This is a genomic window from Klebsiella sp. Sb-30, assembly GCF_057652795.1.
Genome location: NZ_CM172749.1, coordinates 1,858,574 through 1,883,965, shown reverse-complemented (window position 1 = coordinate 1,883,965; position 25,392 = coordinate 1,858,574). Strand labels below are relative to the sequence as shown.

General features: G+C 53.5%; 21 protein-coding genes and 3 tRNA genes. 6 read left to right on the top strand and 18 right to left on the bottom strand.

Annotation, left to right across the window (positions count from 1 at the left end):
- The first annotated feature begins 116 nt into the window (after nt 1-116).
- On the top strand, nt 117-1,028 hold the full coding sequence (gene yedA, locus AC236I_RS08765; protein WP_015583985.1) for a drug/metabolite exporter YedA: 912 nt from the start codon (nt 117-119) through the stop codon (nt 1,026-1,028).
- On the opposite strand, the gene AC236I_RS08760 is transcribed toward yedA, so the two are convergent.
- From AC236I_RS08760 to drpB, 4 genes are read right to left on the bottom strand one after another with little or no spacing between them, the layout of a single operon-like run.
- Nucleotides 1,003-1,503 carry a very short patch repair endonuclease gene (locus AC236I_RS08760; protein WP_032717077.1) on the bottom strand — a complete coding sequence of 167 codons (501 nt, stop codon included), beginning with the start codon at nt 1,501-1,503 and terminating at the stop codon, nt 1,003-1,005. The genes yedA and AC236I_RS08760 overlap by 26 nt on opposite strands.
- On the bottom strand, nt 1,478-2,911 hold the full coding sequence (locus AC236I_RS08755; RefSeq protein WP_032717187.1) for a DNA cytosine methyltransferase: 1,434 nt from the start codon (nt 2,909-2,911) through the stop codon (nt 1,478-1,480). Before AC236I_RS08755 ends, AC236I_RS08760 begins: the two co-directional genes overlap by 26 nt.
- Before the next feature lie 56 nt (nt 2,912-2,967).
- On the bottom strand, nt 2,968-3,663 hold the full coding sequence (locus tag AC236I_RS08750) for a phosphohydrolase (RefSeq protein WP_015583983.1): 696 nt from the start codon (nt 3,661-3,663) through the stop codon (nt 2,968-2,970).
- A gap of 41 nt (nt 3,664-3,704) precedes the next feature.
- Nucleotides 3,705-3,986 carry a cell division protein DrpB gene (gene drpB, locus AC236I_RS08745; RefSeq protein ID WP_004864207.1) on the bottom strand — a complete coding sequence of 94 codons (282 nt, stop codon included), beginning with the start codon at nt 3,984-3,986 and terminating at the stop codon, nt 3,705-3,707.
- A gap of 614 nt (nt 3,987-4,600) precedes the next feature.
- Between drpB and AC236I_RS08740 the strand changes: the two genes are divergently transcribed.
- The gene (locus tag AC236I_RS08740; protein WP_004864210.1) at nt 4,601-5,671 is read left to right on the top strand and encodes a porin; all 1,071 of its coding nucleotides are present in this window, start codon (nt 4,601-4,603) and stop codon (nt 5,669-5,671) included.
- A gap of 292 nt (nt 5,672-5,963) precedes the next feature.
- Here the strand turns inward: AC236I_RS08740 and AC236I_RS08735 are convergent.
- A tRNA-Ser gene (locus AC236I_RS08735) sits at nt 5,964-6,053 on the bottom strand.
- An 87-nt stretch (nt 6,054-6,140) separates the two neighbouring features.
- Between AC236I_RS08735 and mtfA the strand changes: the two genes are divergently transcribed.
- Together mtfA and AC236I_RS08725 are read left to right on the top strand one after the other, a co-directional pair.
- Entirely contained in the window at nt 6,141-6,941 is an 801-nt protein-coding gene (gene mtfA / locus AC236I_RS08730; protein ID WP_195874026.1) for a DgsA anti-repressor MtfA, read from the top strand.
- A 100-nt stretch (nt 6,942-7,041) separates the two neighbouring features.
- Nucleotides 7,042-7,117 (top strand) — tRNA-Asn (locus AC236I_RS08725).
- A 118-nt stretch (nt 7,118-7,235) separates the two neighbouring features.
- Here AC236I_RS08725 and AC236I_RS08720 read toward each other — a convergent pair.
- From AC236I_RS08720 to nac, 9 genes are all read right to left on the bottom strand, one after another.
- A complete protein-coding gene (locus tag AC236I_RS08720) occupies nt 7,236-8,099 on the bottom strand; it encodes a PfkB family carbohydrate kinase (RefSeq protein WP_487608763.1) in 864 nt (287 codons plus the stop codon).
- A 2-nt stretch (nt 8,100-8,101) separates the two neighbouring features.
- Nucleotides 8,102-8,959 (bottom strand): MurR/RpiR family transcriptional regulator, encoded by an 858-nt coding sequence (locus AC236I_RS08715; RefSeq protein WP_004864376.1) that lies wholly within the window; start codon nt 8,957-8,959, stop codon nt 8,102-8,104.
- A complete protein-coding gene (locus AC236I_RS08710; protein WP_004864377.1) occupies nt 8,959-9,930 on the bottom strand; it encodes an ABC transporter permease in 972 nt (323 codons plus the stop codon). The genes AC236I_RS08715 and AC236I_RS08710 overlap by 1 nt, the downstream gene beginning before the upstream one ends.
- Before the next feature lie 35 nt (nt 9,931-9,965).
- The gene (locus AC236I_RS08705) at nt 9,966-11,468 is read right to left on the bottom strand and encodes a sugar ABC transporter ATP-binding protein (RefSeq protein WP_004864380.1); all 1,503 of its coding nucleotides are present in this window, start codon (nt 11,466-11,468) and stop codon (nt 9,966-9,968) included.
- Between the two features lie 16 nt (nt 11,469-11,484).
- On the bottom strand, nt 11,485-12,525 hold the full coding sequence (locus tag AC236I_RS08700) for a sugar ABC transporter substrate-binding protein (protein ID WP_004864381.1): 1,041 nt from the start codon (nt 12,523-12,525) through the stop codon (nt 11,485-11,487).
- A 58-nt stretch (nt 12,526-12,583) separates the two neighbouring features.
- Nucleotides 12,584-13,564, bottom strand: a complete 981-nt coding sequence (locus tag AC236I_RS08695; protein WP_015583980.1) for a TIM barrel protein — start codon at nt 13,562-13,564, stop codon at nt 12,584-12,586.
- Nucleotides 13,565-14,014: 450 nt separating this feature from the next.
- A complete protein-coding gene (ldtA, locus tag AC236I_RS08690; protein WP_113990992.1) occupies nt 14,015-14,959 on the bottom strand; it encodes a L,D-transpeptidase in 945 nt (314 codons plus the stop codon).
- A 106-nt stretch (nt 14,960-15,065) separates the two neighbouring features.
- Complete coding sequence (gene cbl, locus AC236I_RS08685; protein WP_015583978.1) at nt 15,066-16,016, bottom strand: HTH-type transcriptional regulator Cbl; 951 nt, start codon at nt 16,014-16,016, stop codon at nt 15,066-15,068.
- Between the two features lie 106 nt (nt 16,017-16,122).
- Nucleotides 16,123-17,040, bottom strand: coding sequence for a nitrogen assimilation transcriptional regulator NAC (gene nac / locus AC236I_RS08680; protein ID WP_004864391.1), 918 nt, complete (start codon nt 17,038-17,040; stop codon nt 16,123-16,125).
- A 329-nt stretch (nt 17,041-17,369) separates the two neighbouring features.
- Between nac and AC236I_RS08675 the strand changes: the two genes are divergently transcribed.
- Nucleotides 17,370-17,445 (top strand) — tRNA-Asn (locus AC236I_RS08675).
- A 403-nt stretch (nt 17,446-17,848) separates the two neighbouring features.
- On the opposite strand, the gene ybtS is transcribed toward AC236I_RS08675, so the two are convergent.
- From ybtS to ybtP, 4 genes are read right to left on the bottom strand one after another with little or no spacing between them, the layout of a single operon-like run.
- Nucleotides 17,849-19,159, bottom strand: coding sequence for a yersiniabactin biosynthesis salicylate synthase Irp9/YbtS (ybtS, locus tag AC236I_RS08670; protein WP_487608762.1), 1,311 nt, complete (start codon nt 19,157-19,159; stop codon nt 17,849-17,851).
- A gap of 27 nt (nt 19,160-19,186) precedes the next feature.
- Nucleotides 19,187-20,467, bottom strand: coding sequence for a yersiniabactin-associated zinc MFS transporter YbtX (ybtX, locus tag AC236I_RS08665; protein ID WP_004864395.1), 1,281 nt, complete (start codon nt 20,465-20,467; stop codon nt 19,187-19,189).
- The gene (ybtQ, locus tag AC236I_RS08660; RefSeq protein WP_487608761.1) at nt 20,460-22,262 is read right to left on the bottom strand and encodes a yersiniabactin ABC transporter ATP-binding/permease protein YbtQ; all 1,803 of its coding nucleotides are present in this window, start codon (nt 22,260-22,262) and stop codon (nt 20,460-20,462) included. The genes ybtX and ybtQ overlap by 8 nt, the downstream gene beginning before the upstream one ends.
- Nucleotides 22,249-23,961, bottom strand: coding sequence for a yersiniabactin ABC transporter ATP-binding/permease protein YbtP (gene ybtP / locus AC236I_RS08655; protein ID WP_044348105.1), 1,713 nt, complete (start codon nt 23,959-23,961; stop codon nt 22,249-22,251). Before ybtP ends, ybtQ begins: the two co-directional genes overlap by 14 nt.
- Nucleotides 23,962-24,416: 455 nt before the next feature.
- Here ybtP and ybtA point away from each other — a divergent pair, with 455 nt between their 5' ends.
- Complete coding sequence (ybtA, locus tag AC236I_RS08650; protein WP_004864402.1) at nt 24,417-25,376, top strand: yersiniabactin transcriptional regulator YbtA; 960 nt, start codon at nt 24,417-24,419, stop codon at nt 25,374-25,376.
- The last annotated feature ends 16 nt before the right edge of the window (nt 25,377-25,392 follow it).

Below are 25,392 nucleotides of genomic sequence, written 5' to 3'. Positions count from 1 at the left end.
ATGCGCGGAGTCAATATAAATTTAACAATTATCGATCAATTAAAGCGCTCGCCAGCGCAGTAGTTTTCACGTTTACTATATGTCTCCTTTCTATCTCTGTACCGTCGTGAGGACGTATGTCTACCCGCCAGCTTCTGCCCCTTATCGGCGCCCTGTTTGCGCTTTATATCATCTGGGGATCGACCTATTTTGCCATTGCCATTGGCGTTGCCAGCTGGCCGCCGTTGATGATGGCCGGTATCCGTTTTCTCTCCGCCGGCGGGCTACTGCTCGCTTATTTGCTGGCAACCGGCCACTCGCTTCCACCGCTCAGGCCTCTGCTCAATGCGGCGCTGATCGGCATCCTGCTGCTGGCCGTCGGCAATGGTTTTGTCACCCTGGCCGAGCACCAGCATGTGCCTTCTGGCATTGCGGCGGTCATGGTGGCGACCGTGCCGCTCTTCACGCTCTGCTTTAGCCGTTTTTTTGGTATCACCACCCGCAAGATTGAGTGGCTGGGGATTGCTATTGGTCTGGCAGGCATCATTCTGCTTAACAGCGGCGGGAATCTGAGCGGTAATCCGTGGGGGGCGCTGTTGATCCTTATCGGTTCAATGAGCTGGGCATTTGGTTCGGTTTACGGCTCCCGAATTGAGCTTCCGACGGGCATGATGGCTGGGGCGATTGAAATGCTCGCCGCGGGCGTGGTCCTGGCGGTCGCCTCCTGGGCGACCGGCGAAACCCTGAGTCAAATGCCGTCATGGTCCAGTATTTTTGCCGTTGCCTATCTGGCGATTTTTGGTTCTCTTATCGCCATTAACGCCTACATGTATTTAATTCGTAACGTTACCCCCGCCGTCGCCACCAGCTACGCTTACGTGAATCCCGTGGTGGCGGTCCTGCTGGGGACCGGATTTGCCGGAGAGAGCCTTTCGTCCATCGAGTGGCTGGCGCTGGGCGTCATTATTTTTGCCGTGGTGCTGGTCACGCTGGGGAAATACCTGTTCCCCGCTCGAGCTGAAGTTACGCCTTGTGAGGTGGAGAAGTAAGCTCTGGCTCGCCAATGCCCTGCGTGTCGATCTGCGCGCGGTGACCGCCGCCGCAGATCCACTCTTCCAGACGCTCAGTCAGCGCCTCATCGCTCAGCTTCAGTCGCCCGCGCAGCGCACATTCCCAGACGATCAGCACCCGCCACCCCTGCTCTTGCAAGCGCATGATATCGCGGCTATCGCGCGCGACGTTCTTGCCAATTTTCTCCAGCCAGAACGCCGTGCGCGTTGCGGGCACTTTAAACAGATAGCAACGATGGTGATGCCAGAAACAGCCGTGGGCAAAGATAGCGCAGCGGTACTCTGGCACGACAAAATCCGGCCGCCCCGGCAGGGTCGCATCCTGAACGGTAAACGTAAATCCGGCCTGAGCGAGCAGCGCGGCAAGGCGTTTTTCGATCGCCGTATCGCGCTGGCCAATCGCCCGCATGTTTTTACTGCGCGTGGCTTTATCGTGGACGTCCACCGGCTTCATCCTCGGATTCACGCTGCGCCACGGCCTGCGCGATTCGCGGCGCAAGTAATTTCGCGACGGCCGCAAACACCGGCACCACCACCGAATTGCCGAACTGACGATAGGCCTGGGTATCGGAAACCGGAATGCGGAAGCGATAGCCCTGCGGGCTTTCAAACCCCATCAACCGCGCACATTCGCGCGGCGTCAGCCGGCGCGGACGACGAAGCTGATTTTGCGCATCGTCGAAGTGTTGTTCGCCCAACGGTCGGTCCCAGCCGCGATCGACCAGAATCTCGGCCCCGTCTTTGTAATAGCGTGCGGATAGCGTGCGCGCCACGCTCTGAGGATTGCGCGGATCAACCAGGCCGTAACCGAACCCGTTGCCCAGCGCCTGATGCTTGCGCGCATAGTGATACAGATACTTCCACAGCACCGGCGTCAGAATAAATTTAGCATCCACCGTCGGTTCCAGCAGATCGCCAAAGGTCGGCCGCGCGGTCGGGTAATATTTTGAGATATCGCGCAAGGTAAAACCGTCGTGCAGCTGGAGATCGCGACGGAAGCCCACCAGTACAATACGTTCGCGGTGCTGGGGTAAGAAATGACGTCCATCGATCACTTTCGGATCGTCGGCGCCGCTGTGGTCGGCATCGGAGACTTCATAACCCAGTTCATCCAGCGTCTGCATGATAATGCGGAATGTCCGTCCTTTATCATGGCTTTTCAGGTTTTTAACGTTCTCCAGTACAAAGATGGCAGGCCTGCGGGCGGCGATAATTCTGACCACATCAAAGAACAGCGTGCCCTGGGTTTCACACGCGAAACCGTGGGCCCGGCCCAGCGCATTTTTCTTCGATACCCCGGCGAGCGAAAAAGGCTGGCAAGGAAAGCCCGCCAGCAGAACATCGTGGGGAGGAATGGTCTCGCGAATATGCTGCGCGGCTTGTTCATCACTGACATCCGGGCGATGGCTGAGGGTAATATCACGAATGTCTTCGTTGAAGCGGTGCTGATTCGGGTCACAATACCAGTTGGCTTTGTAGGTGCGCACCGCATGCTTATTCCATTCGCTGGTGAAAACACACTGCCCGCGGATCGCCTCAAAGCCGCTGCGGATCCCGCCGATTCCCGCAAAGAGATCGACGAACCGAAAAGCATAACGGGGATGGTGGGCCGGCGGTGGCGGCAGCAGCGTTGCCAGACGGGCATACTCATTGGCCGTAATACGGCTAGCCGCCCGCTCAACCGTCGCCACGCGTTTTAAGATCGCCGGGCTCCAGTGGCGATCGCCAACGGCCAGCAGAAATGCCACCAGCGTTTTCACATCGTATATTGCCATCAGCTGGCGTAACAGCGCCTGAGCCTCTTCCCCGGCAGGTTCCGGAGGCAACAACAGGCTCTTTTCCTTCGATAAATTTTGCGGCATACCCTCAACCAGCCCGGACAATTTTGCAGAGATTACCATAAATCATGCGGGCAGTTTCAGGCCAGTGGCTCAAAGCGCCTTAAAACCGCCTCATCGACCGACAGCGGGTCGCCGCGAAGTTCAGCGCTAAGCTTGGCCATAAATTGCACGAGGAAGCGCGCATTGTGTATCGCCATCTCTTTGCCTTTGTCCGTTTGCATCGTGTCGGGTAAACGCAACAGCTTGCACTGGAAATGGTCCAGCGCATATTTTTTGTCATCCAGTTTACGCTGGTCAGCAAAGGGATCGTCAGCATCAAACAGGATGTTGTTCAGCGCCCCGGAGACCGCGAAGACGCGGGCCAGACCAATTGCGCCAAGCGCCTCCAGCCGATCGGCGTCCTGGACAATTTTCGCCTCCGCGCTTTGTGGGGAAATACCGGCACTGAAACTGTGCGCTTCAATCGCATGATAAACGGCTGGATAGCGGTCGCGCGGAAAATCGGGGAATGACGACTGGAGAATAGCCAGCGTTTTTTCTGCCGCCATCACCGAGGAGCGGCTGCGCTCGGGATGGTTTTTCGGCAGGCTAACAATGTCATGAAAATAACAGGCGGTCAGAATGACCAGGCGATCGGCCTGACTCTCTTCAGCCAGCCGCTGTGCGGTTCCCCACACGCGACGAAAGTGCGAAATGTCGTGGGCGGAGTCGCCCTGGGTGAGATGTCCCGCAAGCCAGGCTTCAAAGCGTTGCTGCCAGTCTAGTTGTTGCATACGCGTTCCTCTGAGAGAAGTCAGCGTTGAGCATAGCAACTTTAATCGTGTTGTTCATGCATCCTGGGGTCAGGGCGGGTGTACCAGGCTATCGCCCCCAGAATAGCGCCAACCACGCTCAGCACAAGGAACCCGAGCAGAGCGCCAAGCCACTTACCTGACGTCGATCCCAGATCGCCGTCGATTGTCGCACCGGGGACACTTTCAATTTTGCCAACGACCCACCAGTAGCGCGCCATTGCCCACAGAAAGTAACCACAAAAGGCATAAAAGACCCACAGGGCAAGTTTCCCACCCGGGCTTCGTTTCGCTTTCTGCTCCATTAACTCCTCTCCTTTAACTGACAACGAAACCGCGGCACCCGGCAAAAAGGTGACGCACGTCACATTATACTGTGAAAAAGATAACGAAACAGCACCTTCCTCCGGTGAACAAGCGCTTTTAACCATCGCGAGATAGCGATACTTACGTGCCACTGCAGCACAGGATTTATTATCCATCGCCATAAATCTGTGGCGGATAATAATAACCAGCACGCTGGCTCACTACCGCTCGTATAGCGGAGAGATATTTCTCCATCCTCAAAGCCCGTATAAATCCGCACGCACATTGCAGCATCACGCATTATCCGCGAATTAAATAACCCACCCAAATTATTTAAATGACACTCATAATTTATGGTAATTAAATTAATGACATGAATACATCACCACAAACACCTAACATATTGTTATTAAAAATAATAAACCACAAAAATACATCATTTCAAAATGATAAATTTTTAATATAAAAATTCAAAATGAAACATTTTGTAATATTGGATATAATTTATTTACATTTTTATTTTAAATAAAATTGAACCTTGCCGATACTATGAAATTGCTTTTTGCAACACGCACACCTATTCATATTAATGATGATTAAAAGGGAATATATAATGAAAAGAAAAACACTGGCACTTTTGATTCCGGCATTATTAGTGGCCGGAACCGTCAATGCAGCAGAAATCTACAATAAGAACGGAAACAAGCTGGATTTCTACGGCAAAATGGTGGGTGAACACATTTTCACCAACACCGATCGCAACAACAGTGACAATAACTCCAAAGATACCACTTATGCCCGTTTCGGCGTAAAAGGTGAAACGCAGATTAACAGCGATCTGACCGGCTATGGACAGTTTGAATACAACATCAAAGCCGATAAACCAGAAGGCGAACAGGGTAGCGCAACGCGTCTGGCGTTTGCTGGTTTAAGATTCGCCAACTACGGCTCATTTGATTATGGTCGTAACTATGGTCTGGTTTATGACGCGGCGGGTTACACCGATATGCTGGTCGAATGGGGTGGCGATGGCCTGGTAGCAACCGACAACTTTATGACGGCTCGCACCAACGGCGTCGCCACTTATCGTAACAGCGACTTTTTCGGCCTGGTTGATGGCCTGACAATCGCACTGCAATATCAGGGTAAAAATAATAACCGCGATCGTTTGAAAGCTAACGGTGACGGGTATAGCACGTCAGTCGATTACAACATCGATGGATTTGGTTTTGCCGCCGCATACAGCAATTCAGACCGTACCGACGAGCAGGCGGCAGATCGTAAAGGTGAAACCGCAGAAGTCTGGAGTTTAGCCGCCAAGTATGATGCCAATAGCCTTTACACGGCGGTGATGTATGCCGAATCGCATAATATGACGCCAATGGAAAATGGCGTTTTCGCCAACAAAACGCAGAATATCGAGGCCGTTGTTCAGTACCAGTTTGATTTTGGTCTGCGCCCTTCTCTCGGCTATGTTTATGCAAAAGGCAAAGATCTCGGCACTAATGGCGACAAGACTGCCGAAATGAAGAATTATATCGAGCTGGGTACCTGGTACTACTTCAACAAAAACTTCAATGTCTACAGTGCTTACAAATTTAACCTGATCGATCACAAAGACAGCATCATAACTGGTGCCGCCGAAGACAATCAGTTTGCTGTCGGTATTACCTATCAGTTCTGATGCAATTTACGTTTTAAAGCCCGCCGTGTGCGGGCTTTGTTTTTCAGATTCGACTTCTGCCCTGCCCACCCGTTCTTGCCTTAACGTCAGCAAACCCCTTATCTCATCTATAGCGACGAGGAGAGAAATCTTCTGCCAGCAGGAAGCATTCGGATATCCTCGAGGTAAGCCCTTCCCGTCGACGAGAAATCAGAGGATGATGATTGATGGACTTGCGACGCTCCGTTATACCAACACAATAGAAGTGTGTGACGCGGGTCGTTGAAAGGAATTGACGTAAGTGTTTGAATAGTGGCGGAGAGAGGGGGATTTGAACCCCCGGTAGAGTTGCCCCTACTCCGGTTTTCGAGACCGGTCCGTTCAGCCGCTCCGGCATCTCTCCGCTGAGGTTGCTATAATGCCAGGCTCTTTGGCACTTTAATAGTTCCTGTCTCTTTAATTATGTTCAAGTGACGACTTTGCGAGCAATATGATGTTTAAATGGCCCTGGAAAGTAGATGAAGAGTCCGGCAACGCAGAAATGCCCTGGGAACACGCGCTTGCCATTCCTGTTTTAGCCAATCTTTCTGCGCAAGAGCAGCAGGAACTGGTGCAGATGGCGGCACGCTTTCTGCAACAAAAACGCCTGGTTGCCCTGCAAGGGCTTGAACTCACTCCGCTGCAAAACGCCCGCATTGCCCTGCTGTTCTGTTTGCCGGTTCTTGAGCTTGGCATTGAGTGGCTGGATGGCTTCCACGAGGTGCTAATCTACCCTGCCCCATTCGTGGTTGATGATGAATGGGAAGACGATATTGGTCTGGTCCACAATCAACGGGTTGTCCAGTCCGGCCAGAGCTGGCAACAAGGGCCAATCATCCTGAACTGGCTGGATATTCAGGACTCTTTCGATGCATCTGGTTTCAACCTTATCGTGCACGAAGTTGCACACAAGCTGGATATGCGCAATGGCGATCGCGCCAGCGGCGTGCCGCTGATTCCGTTACGTGAAGTCGCCGGCTGGGAGCACGACCTCCACGCAGCGATGAACAACATTCAGGATGAGATCGATCTGGTTGGCGAGAGCGCCGCCAGTATTGACGCCTATGCGGCGACCGACCCGGCCGAGTGTTTTGCCGTGTTATCCGAATATTTCTTTAGCGCACCAGAGCTGTTTGCCCCGCGCTTTCCGGCTCTTTGGCAGCGTTTTTGCCATTTCTATCGCCAGGATCCCTTACAAAGATTACGTGAGAATGGCCGGCTAGATACAGATGACGAACACCTTGTGCACTAAAACAACGGGTTGACTTAAATTTAGCCATTTGAATCAGTGAGTTAATTTTAGTGTTGACACAAAAATGCCAGGCCAGTAGTATGCGCCTCGTTCACACGATTCCTCTGTAGTTCAGTCGGTAGAACGGCGGACTGTTAATCCGTATGTCACTGGTTCGAGTCCAGTCAGAGGAGCCATATTTAAGAAGCCCGCTTAAGGAAACTTAAGCGGGCTTTTTGCTTTTCAGCCTTCTTCTGAAGACAAATCAGCTGTTAGTTTTGCCATACAAAAGGCTCTGGATGGCGGAAGACCTGTTTATGCCCGGGGTTGAGAGACATGGCGGGCGGCAGCTTCATTCGCACGAAATACCGCATCGCAAAGCGCCTCTCCATGCATCAGGCTGGTGCATAAAACCCCCATAAAACAATCACCAGCGCCATGAGTACTCACCAGCGTTATCCGCCTGGCGGCTAACGTCGAGCCTGCAATGCCCGCTTCACAAAACGCGACACCATGTTCGCCGGCAGTGACAACAACCTGAGAGAAACGTTTAGCCAATGATTCAGCGGCCTCCAGAGCTGAAGAAAGGTCGTTCACCGTCACGCCACTCATATCACGCGCCTCTATGGCATTAACCACCAGCAAAGTGATGCAGCTTTCCAGCTGCGGACTCAGTTCTCTGGCCGGCGCCGCATTGATACAGACCGGAATCCCCCGCTTGCTGGCTTCGATGGCCGCACATAGATTTATCGTTTCCGGAACTTCATTTTGTAGAACCAGCATTCCGGCATCTTGCCAGATGTCACCCCGTTGAAAGAGTTTTGCCGGAATATGCTGATTCGCATTTGAGACGACAACCGCACCATAATCACCATCGACATCAGAAATCGCCACGCTCATCCCGGAAGGTATCTCATCTATTTTGGCGACTGACTCGATATTGACTCCGGCATCACGAAGCGTCTGCAGAAGAAACGCCCCTTGCGCATCAGCCCCTACCGCACCAATAAAAATGACGTCCCCTCCCGCACGAGCAGCGGATATGGCTTGATTGCCCCCTTTACCGCCAAACTTGTAAGCACAGCCCGTGCCCATTACCGTTTCACCTTTTTCCGGGCGATGATGCGCATCCAGCATGATGTCGTAATGGAGGCTGCCCGCCACAACAATTTTACCCATAGTTAATATTCTCGCAGGTCCTGAACCGCATGCTGGGTTTTCATCAAATTCTTCTCCGCCTGCTTCAGATCCTTCTTCGCAATGGCCACAAACAATGCATCCAGAATGTTGAGCTGAGCAATGCGTGACGCGGCGTTTTCCCCTAGCAAATGCGATCCCTGAGACGTTGAATTGAGTACCACATGCGCATTACGCGCAATAGGCGATTCGGCATAATTCGTAATCGCAATCACTTTAGCGCCATTGCGTGCCGCCAGTTTTACCGGATCGTTAACGGCACGCGTTGCGCCAGAGTGACTGATTGCAAGTACAGCATCGTCGTCAGATAGCACCGCAGCGGACATCAACATAATATGGGCGTCGTCATAGACCGTCGACTTAATACCAATCTTTAAAAGCTTGTGGGATAAGTCACGTGCTACCGTGGCAGAACCACCGACAGCATATAAGTCAATATGTCGAGCCTTGAATATAATGTCCGCAGCGCGGTCAAACTCTGCAATATCCAGAATAGACATTGTCTCTTCAATAGCCTGAATCGATGTTCTGAATACTTTTGACAACAGTTGTTCCGATGAATCATCAGGCTCAATTTCCGCGTGTAAACTTGCCACTTCAGACTGGTTATAATAAATCAAGCCAGTTCTGAAGTTTCTAAAACCTGAAAAGTTAAGCTTCTTGGCTATTTTGACAATCATCGCTTCTGAAACATTATTCTCCTGGGCAATTTCTTTTAGAGAGGTTTGCTCAGTAATATCGGTTCGGGCGATGATCGCCTCAACCACACGTCGCTCTAAGGGTGTCAGCTGGGGCAGTCGCATACGGATTTGAGCACCAATGGCTCGTGGATCTTGCTTCATTACTTGCCTCTGGTCGCTCTGTCAATCAACATAGCTATGATAATAATAAGACCAGTAGCAAGCAATTGGTAAAAGGCCTGAATATTTAGTAACGTCAAACCATTGCGTAATGCGCCGAGAATGATCGCGCCAATAATTGTGCCCACAACGCTGCCTTTCCCTCCCATCAGTGAAGCCCCACCGATGGCCGCGGCGGCAATGGCATCCAGTTCCCACAGATTGCCAATCGTTGGTTCCGCAGCGCCTAACCGGCCAATCAAGATCAGAGAGGCCAGAGAGGCCAGGGTTCCTGAGATAACAAATACCGTGACCTTGGTTCTTTTCACCGGCACGCCGGCAACGCGAGCGGCTTCTTCATTGCCGCCAACAGCCAGAATATATTCTCCTAACGGCGTTTTATTCATGACGGTCCACAGCACTAAAGCAATAACGGCGACAATAACGATAGGCGTTGGAATGCCAAAGATTTCACTGTTAATCAGGCTACGGAATTCCGTCGGGATGCCAAATACCGGATTGCCGCCGGTATAAATCAGCGCGACAGCACGGAACAACGACAGCCCCCCGAGGGTAACAATGAAGGGTTGCAATCCGGCATAGGCAACCAGCGAACCGCTAAAGACGCCGCAGATAGCCCCAATTCCCAGCGTTGCCAGAATGGCCAGCGGCACGGGGACGCCGGCTACCATCATGGTTGCCCCTAAAACCGCCGATAATGCTGCGGTCGGACCAACCGAAAGATCGATCCCTCCGGAGATAATGACCAGAGTCATCCCGAGCGCAATTAATGCGTTAATGGATGATTGCTGTAAAATATTCAACAAATTAGGGATGGTGAAAAACACCGGTGATAGAAAAGAAAACGTAATAATGATAATAAGCAAACCAATTAATGTTCCGGCATCGCGAAGGTTAAATTTAAACGGCAGTGCACGAAGCTTTTCGGGCCGGGAATTACTTTGTGAAATCATGATTATGGCCTTTCAAATTAATACGGGTAAGAAGTTTAAATGGTCTCTTCGACATCTTTAATGGCAGAGCGTGCAATATTATCTTCCGTGATGGCATCACCTTTCAGTTCTTTAGTAATCTTCCCTTCACGCATAACCAGTACGCGGTCAGAAATACGAATAATCTCTGTCATCTCTGAAGAGACAACAACAATCGCTTTGCCTGCACGGGCCAGTTTTTCTATCAGATTATAAATTTCTGATTTTGCCCCAATATCAATTCCCCGGGTTGGCTCGTCAAACAGAAAAACCTGAGCATCTGCGGCGACCCAGCGTCCAATAATAACTTTCTGCTGATTACCTCCACTTAATGTGCCAATCGTTTTATCAATGTTCAGTGGTCGTAGCTTCAAATCGCTCATCACTTCATGCGCCACCCGATTAAGCTTAACTTTACTGATCATTCCCGAAATGGTGAAGTTACGCATTGAAGGCAGCGCCATGTTCATCTTCACCGCACGTTCTTTAATAATCCCTTCTTTCTTGCGGTCTTCAGGCACCAGGCCGATACCGGACCTGATGGCAGCAGTGACGTTGTGATTGCGTACTGCCTTACCGTTAACAAACACGTTGCCGCTGCTGCGCTTATCAATACCGGCAATCAGTTTCATCAGTTCCGTACGCCCGGCTCCGACCAGACCCGCAATACCGAGCACCTCACCCGCACGGACGGTAAAACTGGCATCGCTGACAGCGCCACCCCGAGAGAGATTCTCTACGCGAAGCACTTCGCGCTCGGTCACATATGAGTTGTGCTCAAGTTTCTCAATCTTGCGCCCGACCATCTTTGAGACGATGCTCTCTTCATCCTCATCACAAATATTCACCACCCCAACCTGCCTGCCATCCCGCATAATGGTGGCCCGGTCGCAGACTTTGAAAATTTCGTTCATCTTATGAGAAACATAGATAAGCGATACCCCCATAGCTTTCAGATCCGAAATCAGCTCGGCCAACCGGTCGAACTCTCTCGGAGTCAGACTGGATGTCGGCTCGTCCATCGCGATAATTTTTGCATCGTCGAGCATGGCGCGAGCTATTTCCACAATCTGCTGCTGTGAGACTTTCAGGTTCTTGATCGGCTCATTGGGATCGATTGTCGGATCCAGTTGCTTGAGGATCAGTTCAGCTCTTTCCAGCTGAGCCTGTTTATCCACCCATAGACCTTTTGCTTTGGTTAGCGGTCGGCCAAGAAACATATTCTGCGCGACGGAGAGTTCCGGAACATGCTGTAATTCTTGATGAATCATGGCAATGCCGGCATGGCGCGCACTCAACGGATTCTTCATCTGAACGGTTTGCCCGTTGACGCTAATCTCACCGCTATCGGCCTCTCGTACACCTGAAAGAATATTTAACAGCGTGGATTTTCCCGCGCCATTCTCACCAATCAGAGCATGTACCTCTCCAGGTTTGACCGCAAAGTCCACGTCCTGCAATGCCGCCGCATTACCGTATGTTTTACTAATTCCACGCATCATTAAGCGATACTGTTCCATACACCCTCCGCCTGACTTACTGCTGAGCCAGCAGTTGACGCAGCTTGTCGTTATCTTTGGTTGAGAAGGCGTCCGCATTCTCTTTGGTGATTAAAGCCTGGGGCGTCGAGACCACGCGGGAGATTTTCTGACCATCAATCAGACGCAGCATAACTTCCATTGCAACTTCCCCCGTCAGCACCGGGAAGCTATCCACCGTTCCTGTCAGCTCACCGCGTTTAATCGAGGCATAAGCATCTGAAATACCATCGGTACCGAAGACGGCCACCTGCCCGGCTTTATTCAACGAACGAACCGCTTCCACGACCCCCAGCGCCATGGTGTCGTTATTCGCGTAAAAGCCAATCAGATCGGGATGCTGCTGTAAAATGGTTGAGGCGGCATTAAACGCCTGTTCGCGACTCCAGTTCGCCGGCACGCTGGCGACAATATTGAATTTGCCATTGGCCTGCAGCGTCTCTTTGAAGCCACTGGTACGCTGACCGGCAGCATAGACTCCTGGCTGGCCCTCGATCACCGCGACCTTGCCGCCCTGCGGATGATGTTCAATGAACCATTTCGCCACCCGTACACCGTTATCCTTCTGCACATTACCCACGTAATACGGAGCATTTGGCATCACGGCATCGTTAACGTTGACCACGGGAATTCTTTTACTGGTGGCACTTTCGAGAGCGGGCTCAAGGTTAATATCGGTCTGGGGTGATACCAGAAGACCATTAAACCCTTGGGAGATAAGCGTTTCCGCAATTGATAACTGGCCCAGCTGATCGTCCTCATTTGCAGCTGCCTGATAAGCCACGGTGAAACCATATTTTTTACCGACGTTTTGGTAACCTTCGCCAAGTGAACGCCAGTATTCATTGGTCAGCGTTTTTGATACGCCGCCTATTTTTAGTTTGCTGTCGACTTTCGGCATTGGACCATATTTGCTGCTGAGCTGGGTCCAGTCCGTGCGATCGGGCTCAGTATCCGATTTCAGCGGGGCTAAATCGGCGGCATAAGCCATCGAGCACAGTAAAGAAGAGGCGAGTACAGAGAGTATGAGTTTTTTCATTTTTCAGCCTTCTATTGTCACGTAGGGAACGCTTTCTTATTTTTGCTAATGCTTGCCACTATCTGGCTAGCATGATGTCATTGACGATTCGTTGAGAGGCCACCGCATCCTGACGGCTGATGGCTGAGGTCAGTTCATCATTATCATTAAGCCGGGCACACAGTTTGAGCAATCGAGTAACGGTAGCAATGTTGATTTCAGCTTCACGAACCGGATCAAGACCGCTGGCATCCGGGAAGGTGTCAAAGTAATAGGCGCCCTGATAACCATCTCTCTGCATCTGCCAGAGGAATTCCAGCGTGGCACGCGGATTTACCGACCCCACCATCAAGCCATCGTCACGTTTCCCCCAGCCATCATTGAGATCAAGCCCCAGCAGGCGTGAACGGCGAGCGACCATCGCAGCTGCGTAGGCCGGGATCTCATTAGCAAACAGCACATGAGCAAAATCGAGCGTGATACCCAGGTTCGGGCAACCCGCCTCTTCTACCGCCAGCAAACAGGTCGTGGCATTGGGGAAAATACTGTAAGCCCGCGGTTCATTCGGTTTGTATTCAATACTGATATCAACGTCCGGCGCATATTCGGCAATTTCGCGGACCGCACTCACCGCATCGTCCCAGATTTTTTTGTAATCGGCCTGGAAGCAATAGTCATAACCATCCTGCCCCATCCAGAGCGTCATCAGGCGGGAACCAAATTCCCGTCCGGCATCAATCCCGCGTTTTGTCAGTTCAATGGCCTCGCGGCGGATCTGCGGATTAGGGTTAGTAAATGCCCCGATTTTAAATTGCGGTGCATCCCAACGCATTTGCATTCCGTTGACCGCCAGCCCTGCATCTTCAATGGCCTGGCGCAGCGTTTGAATATCCGTCGTGATGTGTTGCGGGTAGTTCAGATCAAGGTGGGTTAACCCCTTAACCGTACCGGCACGAGCAATCATCTGCAGTACAGAGGGTTTTCCCTGAAGATCCGGCCAGTAGAGGTTAGCTCCTGAGGCAAAAGAGTTTAAACGCGTGGCAAATTTCAGTTCGGACATAAGGGTGGATCCTTCAAAACAGGTTTGTGATGTACTTTCCTTCTTCACAATTATTTGTGAAGTTATATGCTAAAATACACTTCGCCACATAGTTAGCAAGAGTGACCATTTGAAAAATGGATAAAATGGGAGTCGGGTCACGAAATGAACAGGGGGATATTCCTGGAAATGATCCCGCTAAGGCGCGAAAGAAAGTGGCTTCAAAGAGGCATGACAAATGAAGACATTCCCGGCTGACAGAGACGGGTTTCATGCTTTGGGGCGGGTATGATTGGTTGTAAAATTATCTGTATTACATTGATAAAATAGATAATTTGTTGAAAATGACAGGCCAGAGCGATCTTCTGGCCCTGGCCTGTCATAAATAATACCGGAGACTAAATTTTGATCTGAAAAAACCGCAGGTCAGTCATGCCTTATGCTACAAAGGACCCAAAAGAAGCGGGCTCGCTAGCTCCCGATATGACTTTGCGTGCCGGCCTCGCTGATATTGACCGGCATTCCGGAGCGTCGTTCGAGAGCCTGCTCCGCCCGAATCACATTGACACCTTCCCCCTTCACAAACGCCTGGATGCCTGTGGTCGTGGGTAACGGCACTTTCCTGTCAGATTCGTATTCTGCGCGGTTACGCGATAGCGGCTCATGAACTTCCACCCAGCGGCTACCGTCCGGCTCTGCGGTAAACTTCACCGGCCGATCGATAATCTGCACGCGAGTGCCAACCGGGACGTTATCGAACAGATATTTGATATCGTCATTACGTAAGCGAATGCATCCCTGACTGACGCGCAGCCCGATACCAAAATTGGCATTGGTGCCATGAATCGCGTACAACCTGCCGATATAAATTGCGTACAGTCCCATTGGGTTATCCGGCCCCGCCGGAACGAACGCTGGCAGGCTCTCACCTCGGCGGGCATATTCACGCCGGGTATTAGCCGTTGGCGTCCAGGTCGGCGCTTCCTGCTTACGTTCTACGGTCGTCACCCAGTTGCGCGGCGTTTCGCGCCCCGCCTGGCCGATGCCAATCGGCAAAACTTCAACGGTGTTGCCTTCCGGCGGATAGTAATAGAGGCGCATTTCCGCAACGTTGATCACAATACCTTCGCGAACCGTGTCAGGTAAAATCAACTGCTGCGGGATCACCAGCGTCGTCCCCGACTTCGGGAGAAAGACATCAACGCCGGGGTTGGCCTCCAGCATGTTGCTCAGCCCCTGGCCATATTGCGCCGCAAAGGCCTCCAACGGTTGCGTATTGTTGTGCGGTACGGTAACCCGCTGCGGGCTTCCCACCAGGCGGCTTCCTTCCGGCGGCAGCGGATAACTGACGGCCAGCGCACACTGGCTTGAGAGAATAACTAAAAGAGAGCAAAACCATTTCACACGCCGCACCATTTATTTCCCTTCCTCAGTCGCGACAATCGTGAATGAATTATAGCGTTTTTCTCACCTCCTCGTGGCAGCGGACCGCTGTTCCTTTATCCGCCACCGCGATGGCATTTTAAATCTGATAATCAATGGCCGCTTCTTCCGGCTCCATTGCCTGGCGTTTAATTTCATCCAGCGACAGCCCGGCGTTGCACAGCTCGATAAACCGCCAGACGTAATTACGCTGTAGCTGCCCGCGTTTAAGCCCTAACCAGACGGTATTGGCATCGAAAAGGTGCCGGGTTTCCAGGCGGGTGAAGGTGTCTGACTCCCGGGCATCGCCCGATTGTTCCGCCACCAGCCCGACGCCGAGTCCGAGCTCAACATAGGTTTTAATGACATCGGAGTCCTGTGCGCTAAGGACAATATCCGGCATCAGCCCTTTACGGTTAAAGGCTTCATCAATACGCGAGCGCCCGGTGATGCCCTGGCGGTAGGTAATTAACGGCCAGCGGGAAATAGCTTCCAGGGTTAAAGGGGTGGTTTGCACCAGCGGGTGATCTTTCGGCACCAGCAGGCTGTGATGCCAGCGGAACCAGGGAAAAGCCACCAGAGTCGGATCGTTACTCAGACGTTCACTGGCGATACCGATATCTGCGCCACCGTTATGCAATAGCGCTTCAATCTCCTGAGGGGTACCCTGAATCAGCTCCAGCCGCACATCGGAAAAGAGCTCCCGGAAAGCTTTAATCACCGGCGGCAGGCTGTAGCGCGCCTGGGTATGAGTCGTCGCAATCGTAAGCACGCCGGAGGCATCATTGGTAAACAGGTCGGCAAGACGGCGGACATTGCTGGCTTCATTGAGAATGCGTTCGGCAATGGATAAGAGCGCTTTACCCGGCTCCGTCATCCCCAGCAGACGCTTACCGCGTCGGATGAAGATCTCGATCCCCAGCTCTTCTTCCAGTTCACGAATATGACGGCTCACGCCCGATTGCGATGTATACAGCATATTTGCGACTTCCGTCAGGTTGTAGTCCTGACGGGCAGCCTCACGAATAATTTTTAGTTGCTGGAAATTCACCCTTTCCTCCGGGCTATCAGACATAACATATGCTCTATTGTTAAAGTCTGTTGTCCTTACTAACAAATAATAAAAACCAGCAACTTATTCCTTTCGGGAATATAGATTAACTTACCAACAACAATTCACGATTCTCCAGCGAAGGACGACTCACCAGCGAAAGCAGAATCTCTTTCACCGCCTGTGCCTGCGGCGACAGGCTGCCCTTCGCCGACATGTTCAGCGATAACGACAGACTCATCGATGGGGTACTGATCCGCGCCATCCAGCCGTTTGCCGCCCCGCACAGCGATCGCGCCGCGGACTCAGGCAGCACGGTGACGCCCATTCCGCTGGCAATCGCCGCGGTTAGCGTCGTAATGGATTCGATTTCGCCGATAATTTTCGCCGACAGACGACGCAGGGTGAACGCTTCCGTCACTCGCGCACGTACTGCGCTGTAATCGCGCGGCAGGAACAGGTTCATCTCCGCCACTGCGGTCAGATCGACGCTCTGGCCCGGGCAATCGCGGGTTCCCACCAGATAAAGATCTTCTTTCAACAAAGGCTGGCTGATGATGCCAGCAACCGGCGAGCGCTCGTAGAGCACGGCCATATCCAGCTGGCCGCTGAGCAATTTGTCGTTCAGGATTGTCCCGCTACTTTCCTGCAGGTAGACCATCACTTCAGGCAGCTCATTGCGGACCGTCTGCAGCAGCGGCATGGTAATGGCAGAAGCCGCGGTCCCCGGCGCAAGGCCAATCGAGACCTGGCCGCTGAGCGTATGACCCACGTTATTCACCGCCAGCTGCGCCTGCTCGCACTGACGCAGAATTGTGCGCGCATGGGTGTAGAGAATCTTCCCGGCTTCGGTCGGCGTCACGCCGCGCTTTGTCCGAATCAGCAGCTGCTGGTCCAGTTCGCCTTCCAGGGTCGCCACCTGCTGGCTCAGCGCCGGTTGTGCGATGTGCAAGACTTCAGCAGCCTGAGTCAGACTGCCGATATCGACGATTTTCACAAAATACTTCAGTCGTCTTAAGTTCATTTTGCCTCCTGTAAGGAAAGCCAGTACCAACGCTGGCTATTGAGTTACAGAGGTTTTGCAATTTGCTTGCCAGTTTTTTCGCAACGGTGCAAAGGCCGCGCCAGGCGGCGTGATAAGCGATTCTGATAGCAACAGAGCATTTATTTGCCCGGTAAGCGGATTACGCTATGCTCCATTAGGGGTATATGTGCACCACAACGGTGCGCATTGATGGAAAACAGCGCAAACGCATCGCCATTGCTGAAATTGTCAGCAATCAAACAGATTCGGGTGATTCTGTCTTTGACAAGGTCATGCGCCGTCGTTAATATGCGCCCCGTTCACACGATTCCTCTGTAGTTCAGTCGGTAGAACGGCGGACTGTTAATCCGTATGTCACTGGTTCGAGTCCAGTCAGAGGAGCCATATTTAAGAAGCCCGCTTAAGGAAACTTAAGCGGGCTTTTTGCTTTGGCGTATCCTTATGAATCCTTATATCGCGTTGATTCAATAAGCTAGCGTGAAAATTTTCCCGCTGCGTTTTGATGTCATCCTCAGCATCGGCAAAATGCGTCGTCAAATCCGGACAGGTCAGTTCGACCGCCAATAAAACTCGTCATCTCATTGACCGACTGAAAGGGATTGAAGAAAAGTTCTGCGGGAAGTGGCTTCCTGCAGACGGCAGTACCACGGTAATAACAAGCGCCAGGCCATCCATCAGGGATTAATCAACAGCAACACGGTGACCAGTCGCGATGACGTGATGACATCGCCCATCGGCGCCACTCTTCCGCCCTTGTCCCGGAGGGACGACCGGAACGGCTTAGCCATCACTCCGATACCATGAGATAGGGCGCAATGCTCGCTAATTTCTCCCGGGTTTCCGTCAGTTCACGTTCCGGCGTAGATTGGGCAATGATCCCTGCTCCCGCCTGTATCCAGCACCGTTGACTGTCCTGAAATACGGAACGCAGGACTAACGCCGCATCGAAGCGCGCATCTTCCAGTAGCAGGATTGCGCCGGAATAGAGCTCTCGCGGGGTCTTCTCAATTCGCATAATGGCGTTCAGAGCAGCATTTTTAGGGATACCCGAGGCGGTAATCGACGGGAACAGCACGGTAAATGCATCCCAGGCATCTTTGTTTTCCGCAAGCTGACCGCTCACGCCAGAGCCCAGATGCTGAACGCTGCCACGCTTGCGGACCGACATTAAATCTTCAACCACCACGCTGCCCGGCCGGCAAACCACCGCCAGTTCAGCAAGCGCTTCTTTGACAGAAAGGATATGCTCAAGCACCTCTTTACTGTCGTGCAGCAGCTCTGCCTCTTTCGCCTTATTTTGCTCCAGGCTTCCCATGCGATCGCGGGTGCCCGCAAGCGGTTCAGTGACCACTTTATTGCCCGTTACCGACATCACCAGCTCCGGGCTAAACCCTAGCGCTTCGCGTCCTTGCTGGCGGAACATAAACGACCGCGTGGGCGTGTTTGCCTGCCGCCCGTATAACAGGGTGGCGGGCATATCAATCCGCGATGGCAGCGGAATGGCGCGCGAGATAATCACTTTGACATATTCGCCCCGGCTGATCTCCGCAACGGCGCGCGCCACCTGTTGTTTATACACCTCACCATTGAGGGCGGTATCCACAGCCATGGAGTCCCCTCGCGTGGTTGTACTGGCCTCTTTTACCCACTCGCACAGACGTCGACATCCCTCAGCGGAGTCCGTATAAACGGTGACATTTCCCTTTTCAAACACAAGCTCTTCCCGGGGAACGGTTAATGTCAGCAGCGGCCACTCGCCGGCGTCGAAGGCAATCCCCCGCGCATGCGCCGCAAAGTTGAACCCAACCAGCCCATATACCCGACGCCCTTGCACCTGCGGATGCGCCATAAAACGACGCGCGCAGTCGACAATGGAATCCACCGCCCATTTTTGCTCCCCGGCATCATCAATGAATGTCGCCTGCGTTCCGTCGGCATTAATGTGCAACCGTGCCAGGCATCCTTTACCTAAATACCAACAGGGTTGACGCTCGTAGACATAGCACTCTTCATCTCCGAACTGGCGTAAGACGCCAGAAATCGTCGGCAGCCATTGTTCCTCTGGTAGCGCCAGGTGTAAAAATTCACTGATTTTCATCCCTTACCTCTCTGTGTTATTCCCGGTTCAATCAATTGAGCTGGTCATCAGTTTGTTTGCCGAATGCAGCCGGATATGGGCAACCCACGCCGCCAGTAACGTGAATATCCCGGCAAACAGGAAGCAGGCCGCATAGCCAAAATGTTGGGCCACAATGCCGCCGACAACGCCAGCCAGAATGGCGATTGCCGCGTCAGTACATTGAAAGAGGGTGAAGTCGACGCCGGCCTGTAAGGGTGATGAAAGCGACATCAGCGTGGCATAAAGACAGACCAGCGCGCAGGCCAGCGAAATGGACTGGATAATGACCAGACACTGGAGAACGGGCAACAGCAGATGACCCGGCGCCATCATCAGCGTCACCACCACCGCCAGCAGTGCGATCCCCTGGACGCCATAAGCCGTCAACAGCGCTCTGCCGGGTGAGGTGTACTTCATCAGTAATCCGCCGGCCAGCGTTCCTGCTATGCCCGCCGCAATATTACCGCCGCTAAACAGCGCACCCAGCGCTGACATACTCAGCCCATGATCCAACAACAGCGGCGCCAGAAGAGGCAGCACAAACCGCATACCGGAATTCAGCATCAATACCAGCAGTAAGCCCAGACGCGCCTGTCTTCGCCTTAGCGCATAACCTAACGCCGGAACATGCGGGACCGTCACCGTTCGCGTCGGCTCCGTAATGCGCCACAGCGGGAGTGACAGCACCATAATCAGCAGCGCCATGATCAGCATGGCGACAGGCCAGCCGGATGCCGCCGACAGCATCAGGAACACCCCGCCACCGCACATCATCCCCAGATAGCTACCGCCAACCTGCACGCTGTTTCCCCAGCCATAACCCGCGCGGGTCAGCTGATCGACGCAAAAACCGTCGCTGGCGATATCAATGGTGGAGGCGACCGTGCCTGCCACCATGAACAGAACAAATAACGCCACGATTTGCGTATCGGGAAATCCCCCTTCTCGCCCGAACCAGCCGATCGCTGCGGCCATCATCAGGAGCGCCGCTAACGCGACCTGACCACGCAGGATTAACATGCGGGAACGGCGCTCCGGGCTATCGGGCGGGAGCCGCCAGCGCTCGATCCACGGCGCCCAAATAAACTTCAGCGCCCAGGGCAACATAAACAGCGTTGTCGCTCCAGCAAGCGCCAGCGATCCGCCGGCAGCGCGCACCAGCGCGGGTAAGGACTGCATAGACAGCGCCGATACCAGACTCTGCGTCACATAAACGCCGGCAATAGCAAAAATCACCCGCCCGGTTGTTAACGTCAGCGGTTTCACATTCGACTGAAGGTCACTCATGAGCCCATTCTCCAGGCGCAGAAGCCCCTTCGTCGCGCCACGCGCGCGCGGCCATTTGCGCTTGCCACAGCGCCTGATAACGTCCATGACGGGAGAGCAATTGCGCGTGAGTGCCCTGCTCAACCACGCGCCCCTCTTCCATCACCAGGATGTTTCCCGCTCCGGCGATGGTTGATAAACGATGGGCGATAATAATCACCGTCCGATTGTGAACCAGGTTATCGATAGCTTTCTGTACCGCCAGTTCGCTTTCAATATCCAGCGCGGCGGTCGGTTCATCAAGAATGACGACCGGCGCATTTTTCAATAACGCTCGGGCAATGGAAATCCGCTGGCGCTCGCCGCCCGATAACTGCCCACCCATCTCACCCATTGGCGTCAACCAGCCTTGCGGAAGACGGGAAATAAACTCAAGGCACTGCGCCGCGCGGGCGGCTTCCTCCACCTCCTGCTGCGTCGCCTGTGGGCGCGCGATACGGATATTCGCCAGCAGCGTGTCATCAAACAGCCAGACATCCTGGAAAACAACAGAAATCAGGCTATTGAGCTGTTCTGGCCTCAGGCGGCGAATATCGACGCCGCCAATAGAAATCTGTCCTTGCTGCGGATCGGCGTAGCGCATTAACAGTTTTGTGACCGTGGTTTTGCCTGCCCCAGAGGCGCCCACCAGCGCGCTCATACTGGCTGCGGGGAACGTCAAAGAAACGTTATTGAGTGCCTGCCCGTCGCCTTCTTCGTAGCGATAGCTGACATGATCAAAACGGATATCGTAACGTTCCGGCAGCTCGCTTTGTTCTGTGACGGCAAGCGGCGCAATCGCCATAAACTGCTCAATCCGCTGGAGGGCGCTGGCGATCAGTTCCACGACCGAGGTGTAGCTGATAAACATCGCCATCGGTTCTGCGAAGCGCATAATCATCGCGACGGCGGCAATCAGGAAGGCGAGGTTCAGGGTCCCCGTCACCACCCAGACGATCCCGGATAACACCACCACCTGCAGACCCAGCTCTACGACGCTGGCGATCAACATCGTCGCGCCAGCGCTCTGACGGTGAGTGCGGGTCTGTAAGTTTTCCAGCGCATCGAAATGCGCCAGCAGCGCCCGGCTTTTATCGGCATCGCTACCGCAGGTACGCAATACCATCATCCCCTGAGCAAATTCAACGATATCACCGCTCAGCTGCTGATGCGCTTTCCCCAGCATCTGCATCTGTCGCCGCATCACCGGACGGCGCCAGTAATAAAACGGCACCAGCAGAGGGAAGACCAGTAGCATCACCAGCCCCAGCCGCCAGTCTATCCACAAAGTCGCCAGCGACGCCGTCAATGGCGTAACAAGGGTGAGTAACAAAATATTGGCTATCGCAATAACATAATTAAGGTTTTCATCCACGCTGCCCAGCAGCAAAGCGTTCATTTCCCCTGCCCGTCCGCGCTGGAGTTTCTCCAGCGGCACGCGGCGTAATTGCTCGCCCAGGCGCAGACGTAACTCATGGGTAGCCTGCGCCAGATGGCCGCGGTATTCAAAGCCCAGGCCATACCAACGTAGCGCCAGCGTCACAATCGCGGCAACGCTGAAGGCCACTGCCCAGTTGAGAAGTGACGATGCATCCCCCCGTAACAGCGCATCAATGATCGGATAAAGACAGGCAAAGGCGATCCCCTGCATGAATGCCGCCAGCAATAGCGCCAGCATACTGCGCCGCAGCATCCCGGCCTGGCTGCCAACGCTGGAGATAAGCTGACGCCAGATGACGCGCCAGGCCAGGTTATCCGCAGGATTATTGTCTTCCATTTTCCACTCCCTCTTCCTGTACGCCACCCGGTACCCAACGCTGCGCCTGCTGATAGTGTTGCCAGAGCCGTTGATACAAGCCGCCCTGTTCCAGAAGTTGCGCATGGTTGCCCATTTCCCTGAGCCGACCGTCGGAAAACAGCAATATCACATCAGCCTGAGTCACCATTGAGAGGCGATGCGCGACCATGATGACCGTCCGGCCGCGCATCGCCGCCGCCAGCGCCTTGATAAGCGCGGCTTCGTTTTCCGGGTCAGCAAACGCCGTCGCCTCATCGAGCACCAGGATGGGGCGGTCCTGCAAAAGCGCCCGGGCGATGGTGATGCGCTGTCGCTGACCGCCGGAGAGAAATACCCCGCGTTCCCCGACTCGCGTGTTGTACCCCTCTGGCAGTGCGCTAATAAATTCATGGGCCTGCGCCACCCTGGCCGCCGCGACTACCGCCTCCAGCGGCGTATCCGGCGCGCCCAGACGAATGTTATTGGCGATTGTGTCGGCAAAAAGGAAGTTATCCTGAAACACAAAAGAGAGTTGCTTCATCAAGGTGTTCGTCTGCATATCGCGAAGATCCACGCCGCCAATACGGATGTGGCCTTTGTCGGGATCGGCGTAACGCAGCAACAAGCGTGCCACGGTGCTTTTCCCGGCGCCGCTTGGCCCGACCAGCGCCACAATTTGCCCGGCAGGTACATGAAAGCTCACCTCCTGCAACGCGGCATCAGCCCGCGCTTGCGGATAATGGAAGCTCACCTGCTCAAAGGTAATACTCGCCTCTTTCGGCTGTTGGTCAGATAGCGGCAGCGATAACTCCGGCATTGCGAGAACCTGATAAATACGCTGAATGCTTAAACGCGTTTGCGCGACCAGGTTATTGAGCATCATCATTGGCATCACGGCTTCGGCCATTCCGCTGCCGAGCAGTAAAACGGCCACCCACGCGATAAAGTCGAAACCGCCATAGTGCAACAGGCCGTATCCCGACCAGATCAGGACAAATAAGGTCGGGAGAGGATTCAGAATCGAGAATGAAAAACGTGCTGAAAAACCGGCTTTGCGATACCAGGTTTTGAGCACGCCAACCCACTCTTCAAGGGCATGTTGGTAGCGCAAAAAACTGCTGCTGCCGCTGTCAAACGTTCTCACTACGGGCATGGCCTGCACGAACTCAATAACCGCCGCGCTGACTTGCTCGCGCGCCTGATGATAACGCTGGGCCAAATCTTCCGAACGCTGGCGGGCGAGCACGAGAACAACCGAGCCAAACGCCAGTACCCCCAGCGTCGCGATAGCCAGTCGCCAATCCAGCCAGAACAAGATAACGATAGTCGCCAGCGGCATGATGACCGCGCGGGCGTAGAGCGGCGTGCTGTCAGCCACAAAAATATGTAACGACTTCACATCATCCAGCATCACTTTCGCCACTGATCCGCTGCCCATTTGCTGTAACGCGCCAGGCGAAAGCTGCAATGCTTTACGGGCTAACCTGCTGCGCAGAATGTTCTCCAGATGAAAAGCCGCGTAATGAGAGATATTGAATGCCTGCAGGCGCAGGACAAAAGTCAATACCACGCAGCCAATCAGGCCACTCAGCGGCCAGGCAGGAATCGCGTCAGGCGTCGCGCGGATGTCGCGCAGACTCCACGCCAGAAAAAGGAGCGCTCCCAGGCTGGTTAATGCCGCCAGCCCCGCCAGCGCCATCGCTAAAATAACCTTCCGGCGAACCGGTGTAATCACCTGCCAGAGCGGAAATCGGGATAGCGATTCAGTATTTGATGATTGAGATGACATGGGAATGGCTGAATTTCCTGATGAATTTTTACGCACACCAAAAACGACAATTCAGAGTGGCGTTCTGATAATTAATGTGAATAATAACCATTATCAATTACTCATCTACCCCATTCGGTTCTATTTTTACCCTAAATAGTTCGAGTTGCAGGAAGGCGGCAAGCGAGGGAATCCCAGAAATTTATAGCAATCATTGACGGGGGGGCGGGACAAATCTGTCTGGAACAGAGTTGAATGCCGTGTCGCGGCGGCCCGCCAGGGTAAGGCTCATGAATGAGCCGAGTAACCCAATCAACGCACATGCAGCTTGAAGTATGACGGGTATATACCCGCATTGGACTAAGCCACAGGGAGATAACCAGGTCATGACGGAGTCACCACAAACGCAATCTGAAATCTCTATTCATCAGTTGGTAGCCGGGAAACCCGTAAAGGATGGCAATATTCCTGCCCAGTGTGAACTGCTACGCTGTTCGTTGCAGGAAGGGATGGATATTTTGCTCTGGAGGGGGAATTTTGCGCGGCCTGAGACGTTGCAGCTACATGACGATCTGGGCAGGATTAACTTCTCGTGCATTCTGGAAGGCACATCTCACTTTGCTATCCAGGGACTCAGACGCCATACCGACTGGGAGCTTGCGCGTAATCGCCATTACATTACCCATACGCCCGGCTGTCGCGGCAGCGCCTCCTATTGTGGCCGCTTCGAGAGCATTACGCTCTCCTTCAGCCCTGAAACCCTCGCGCTGTGGGTGCCGGATATTAGCGCGGTCATTAAGAAGAAGATCGACTCCCACTGCTGCTGTCAGCAGCAGCGTTGTAATGCTGAAACCCACTTAACGGCTCAAGCCTTGCGTCACGCGCTGATGCGGATGCACAGCGGCTTCAGTCATGAGCAAAAGCCGTCGACGCTTTGGCTACAGGGACAAAGTCTGGTGATGCTCAGTCTGGTGCTGGATGAACATCGCGAAGACACCGGTTGCCTCTCCTGCCACTTCAACCCAATGGAACGCCAGAAACTGCTGCGGGCGAAGGATCTGCTGCTGGCAGACCTGACGCAAGCACCGGGCGTCGCAGAGCTGGCCAGAGAGTCCGGTCTGAGCGTGCTCAAAATTAAGCGGGGGTTCCGCGTTCTGTTCAACAACAGCGTCTATGGTCTGTTTCAGGCAGAACGCATGCAGGAAGCCAGAAGACGCCTGGCCAATGGCAATACCTCGGTCATGACGGTGGCAGCCGATCTGGGCTATGCCAACGCCAGCCATTTCTCTGCCGCCTTCCAGAAACAGTTTGGTGTTACCCCTTCGACCTTTAAACGCGTGATGTAATCGGGGTTGTCTCCTC

Excerpts from the sequence above, each read along its gene's own strand:
- yedA (WP_015583985.1), top strand. The coding sequence starts at position 117 with ATGTCTACCCGCCAGCTTCTGCCCCTTATCGGCGCCCTGTTTGCGCTT.
- AC236I_RS08760 (WP_032717077.1), bottom strand. The coding sequence starts at position 1,503 with ATGAAGCCGGTGGACGTCCACGATAAAGCCACGCGCAGTAAAAACATG.
- AC236I_RS08755 (WP_032717187.1), bottom strand. The coding sequence starts at position 2,911 with ATGCCGCAAAATTTATCGAAGGAAAAGAGCCTGTTGTTGCCTCCGGAA.
- AC236I_RS08750 (WP_015583983.1), bottom strand. The coding sequence starts at position 3,663 with ATGCAACAACTAGACTGGCAGCAACGCTTTGAAGCCTGGCTTGCGGGA.
- drpB (WP_004864207.1), bottom strand. The coding sequence starts at position 3,986 with ATGGAGCAGAAAGCGAAACGAAGCCCGGGTGGGAAACTTGCCCTGTGG.
- AC236I_RS08740 (WP_004864210.1), top strand. The coding sequence starts at position 4,601 with ATGAAAAGAAAAACACTGGCACTTTTGATTCCGGCATTATTAGTGGCC.
- mtfA (WP_195874026.1), top strand. The coding sequence starts at position 6,141 with ATGATGTTTAAATGGCCCTGGAAAGTAGATGAAGAGTCCGGCAACGCA.
- AC236I_RS08720 (WP_487608763.1), bottom strand. The coding sequence starts at position 8,099 with ATGGGTAAAATTGTTGTGGCGGGCAGCCTCCATTACGACATCATGCTG.
- AC236I_RS08715 (WP_004864376.1), bottom strand. The coding sequence starts at position 8,959 with ATGAAGCAAGATCCACGAGCCATTGGTGCTCAAATCCGTATGCGACTG.
- AC236I_RS08710 (WP_004864377.1), bottom strand. The coding sequence starts at position 9,930 with ATGATTTCACAAAGTAATTCCCGGCCCGAAAAGCTTCGTGCACTGCCG.
- AC236I_RS08705 (WP_004864380.1), bottom strand. The coding sequence starts at position 11,468 with ATGGAACAGTATCGCTTAATGATGCGTGGAATTAGTAAAACATACGGT.
- AC236I_RS08700 (WP_004864381.1), bottom strand. The coding sequence starts at position 12,525 with ATGAAAAAACTCATACTCTCTGTACTCGCCTCTTCTTTACTGTGCTCG.
- AC236I_RS08695 (WP_015583980.1), bottom strand. The coding sequence starts at position 13,564 with ATGTCCGAACTGAAATTTGCCACGCGTTTAAACTCTTTTGCCTCAGGA.
- ldtA (WP_113990992.1), bottom strand. The coding sequence starts at position 14,959 with ATGGTGCGGCGTGTGAAATGGTTTTGCTCTCTTTTAGTTATTCTCTCA.
- nac (WP_004864391.1), bottom strand. The coding sequence starts at position 17,040 with ATGAACTTAAGACGACTGAAGTATTTTGTGAAAATCGTCGATATCGGC.
- ybtS (WP_487608762.1), bottom strand. The coding sequence starts at position 19,159 with ATGAAAATCAGTGAATTTTTACACCTGGCGCTACCAGAGGAACAATGG.
- ybtX (WP_004864395.1), bottom strand. The coding sequence starts at position 20,467 with ATGAGTGACCTTCAGTCGAATGTGAAACCGCTGACGTTAACAACCGGG.
- ybtQ (WP_487608761.1), bottom strand. The coding sequence starts at position 22,262 with ATGGAAGACAATAATCCTGCGGATAACCTGGCCTGGCGCGTCATCTGG.
- ybtP (WP_044348105.1), bottom strand. The coding sequence starts at position 23,961 with ATGGCGCTGGCGGGGCTGGCGGCATTAACCAGCCTGGGAGCGCTCCTT.
- ybtA (WP_004864402.1), top strand. The coding sequence starts at position 24,417 with ATGACGGAGTCACCACAAACGCAATCTGAAATCTCTATTCATCAGTTG.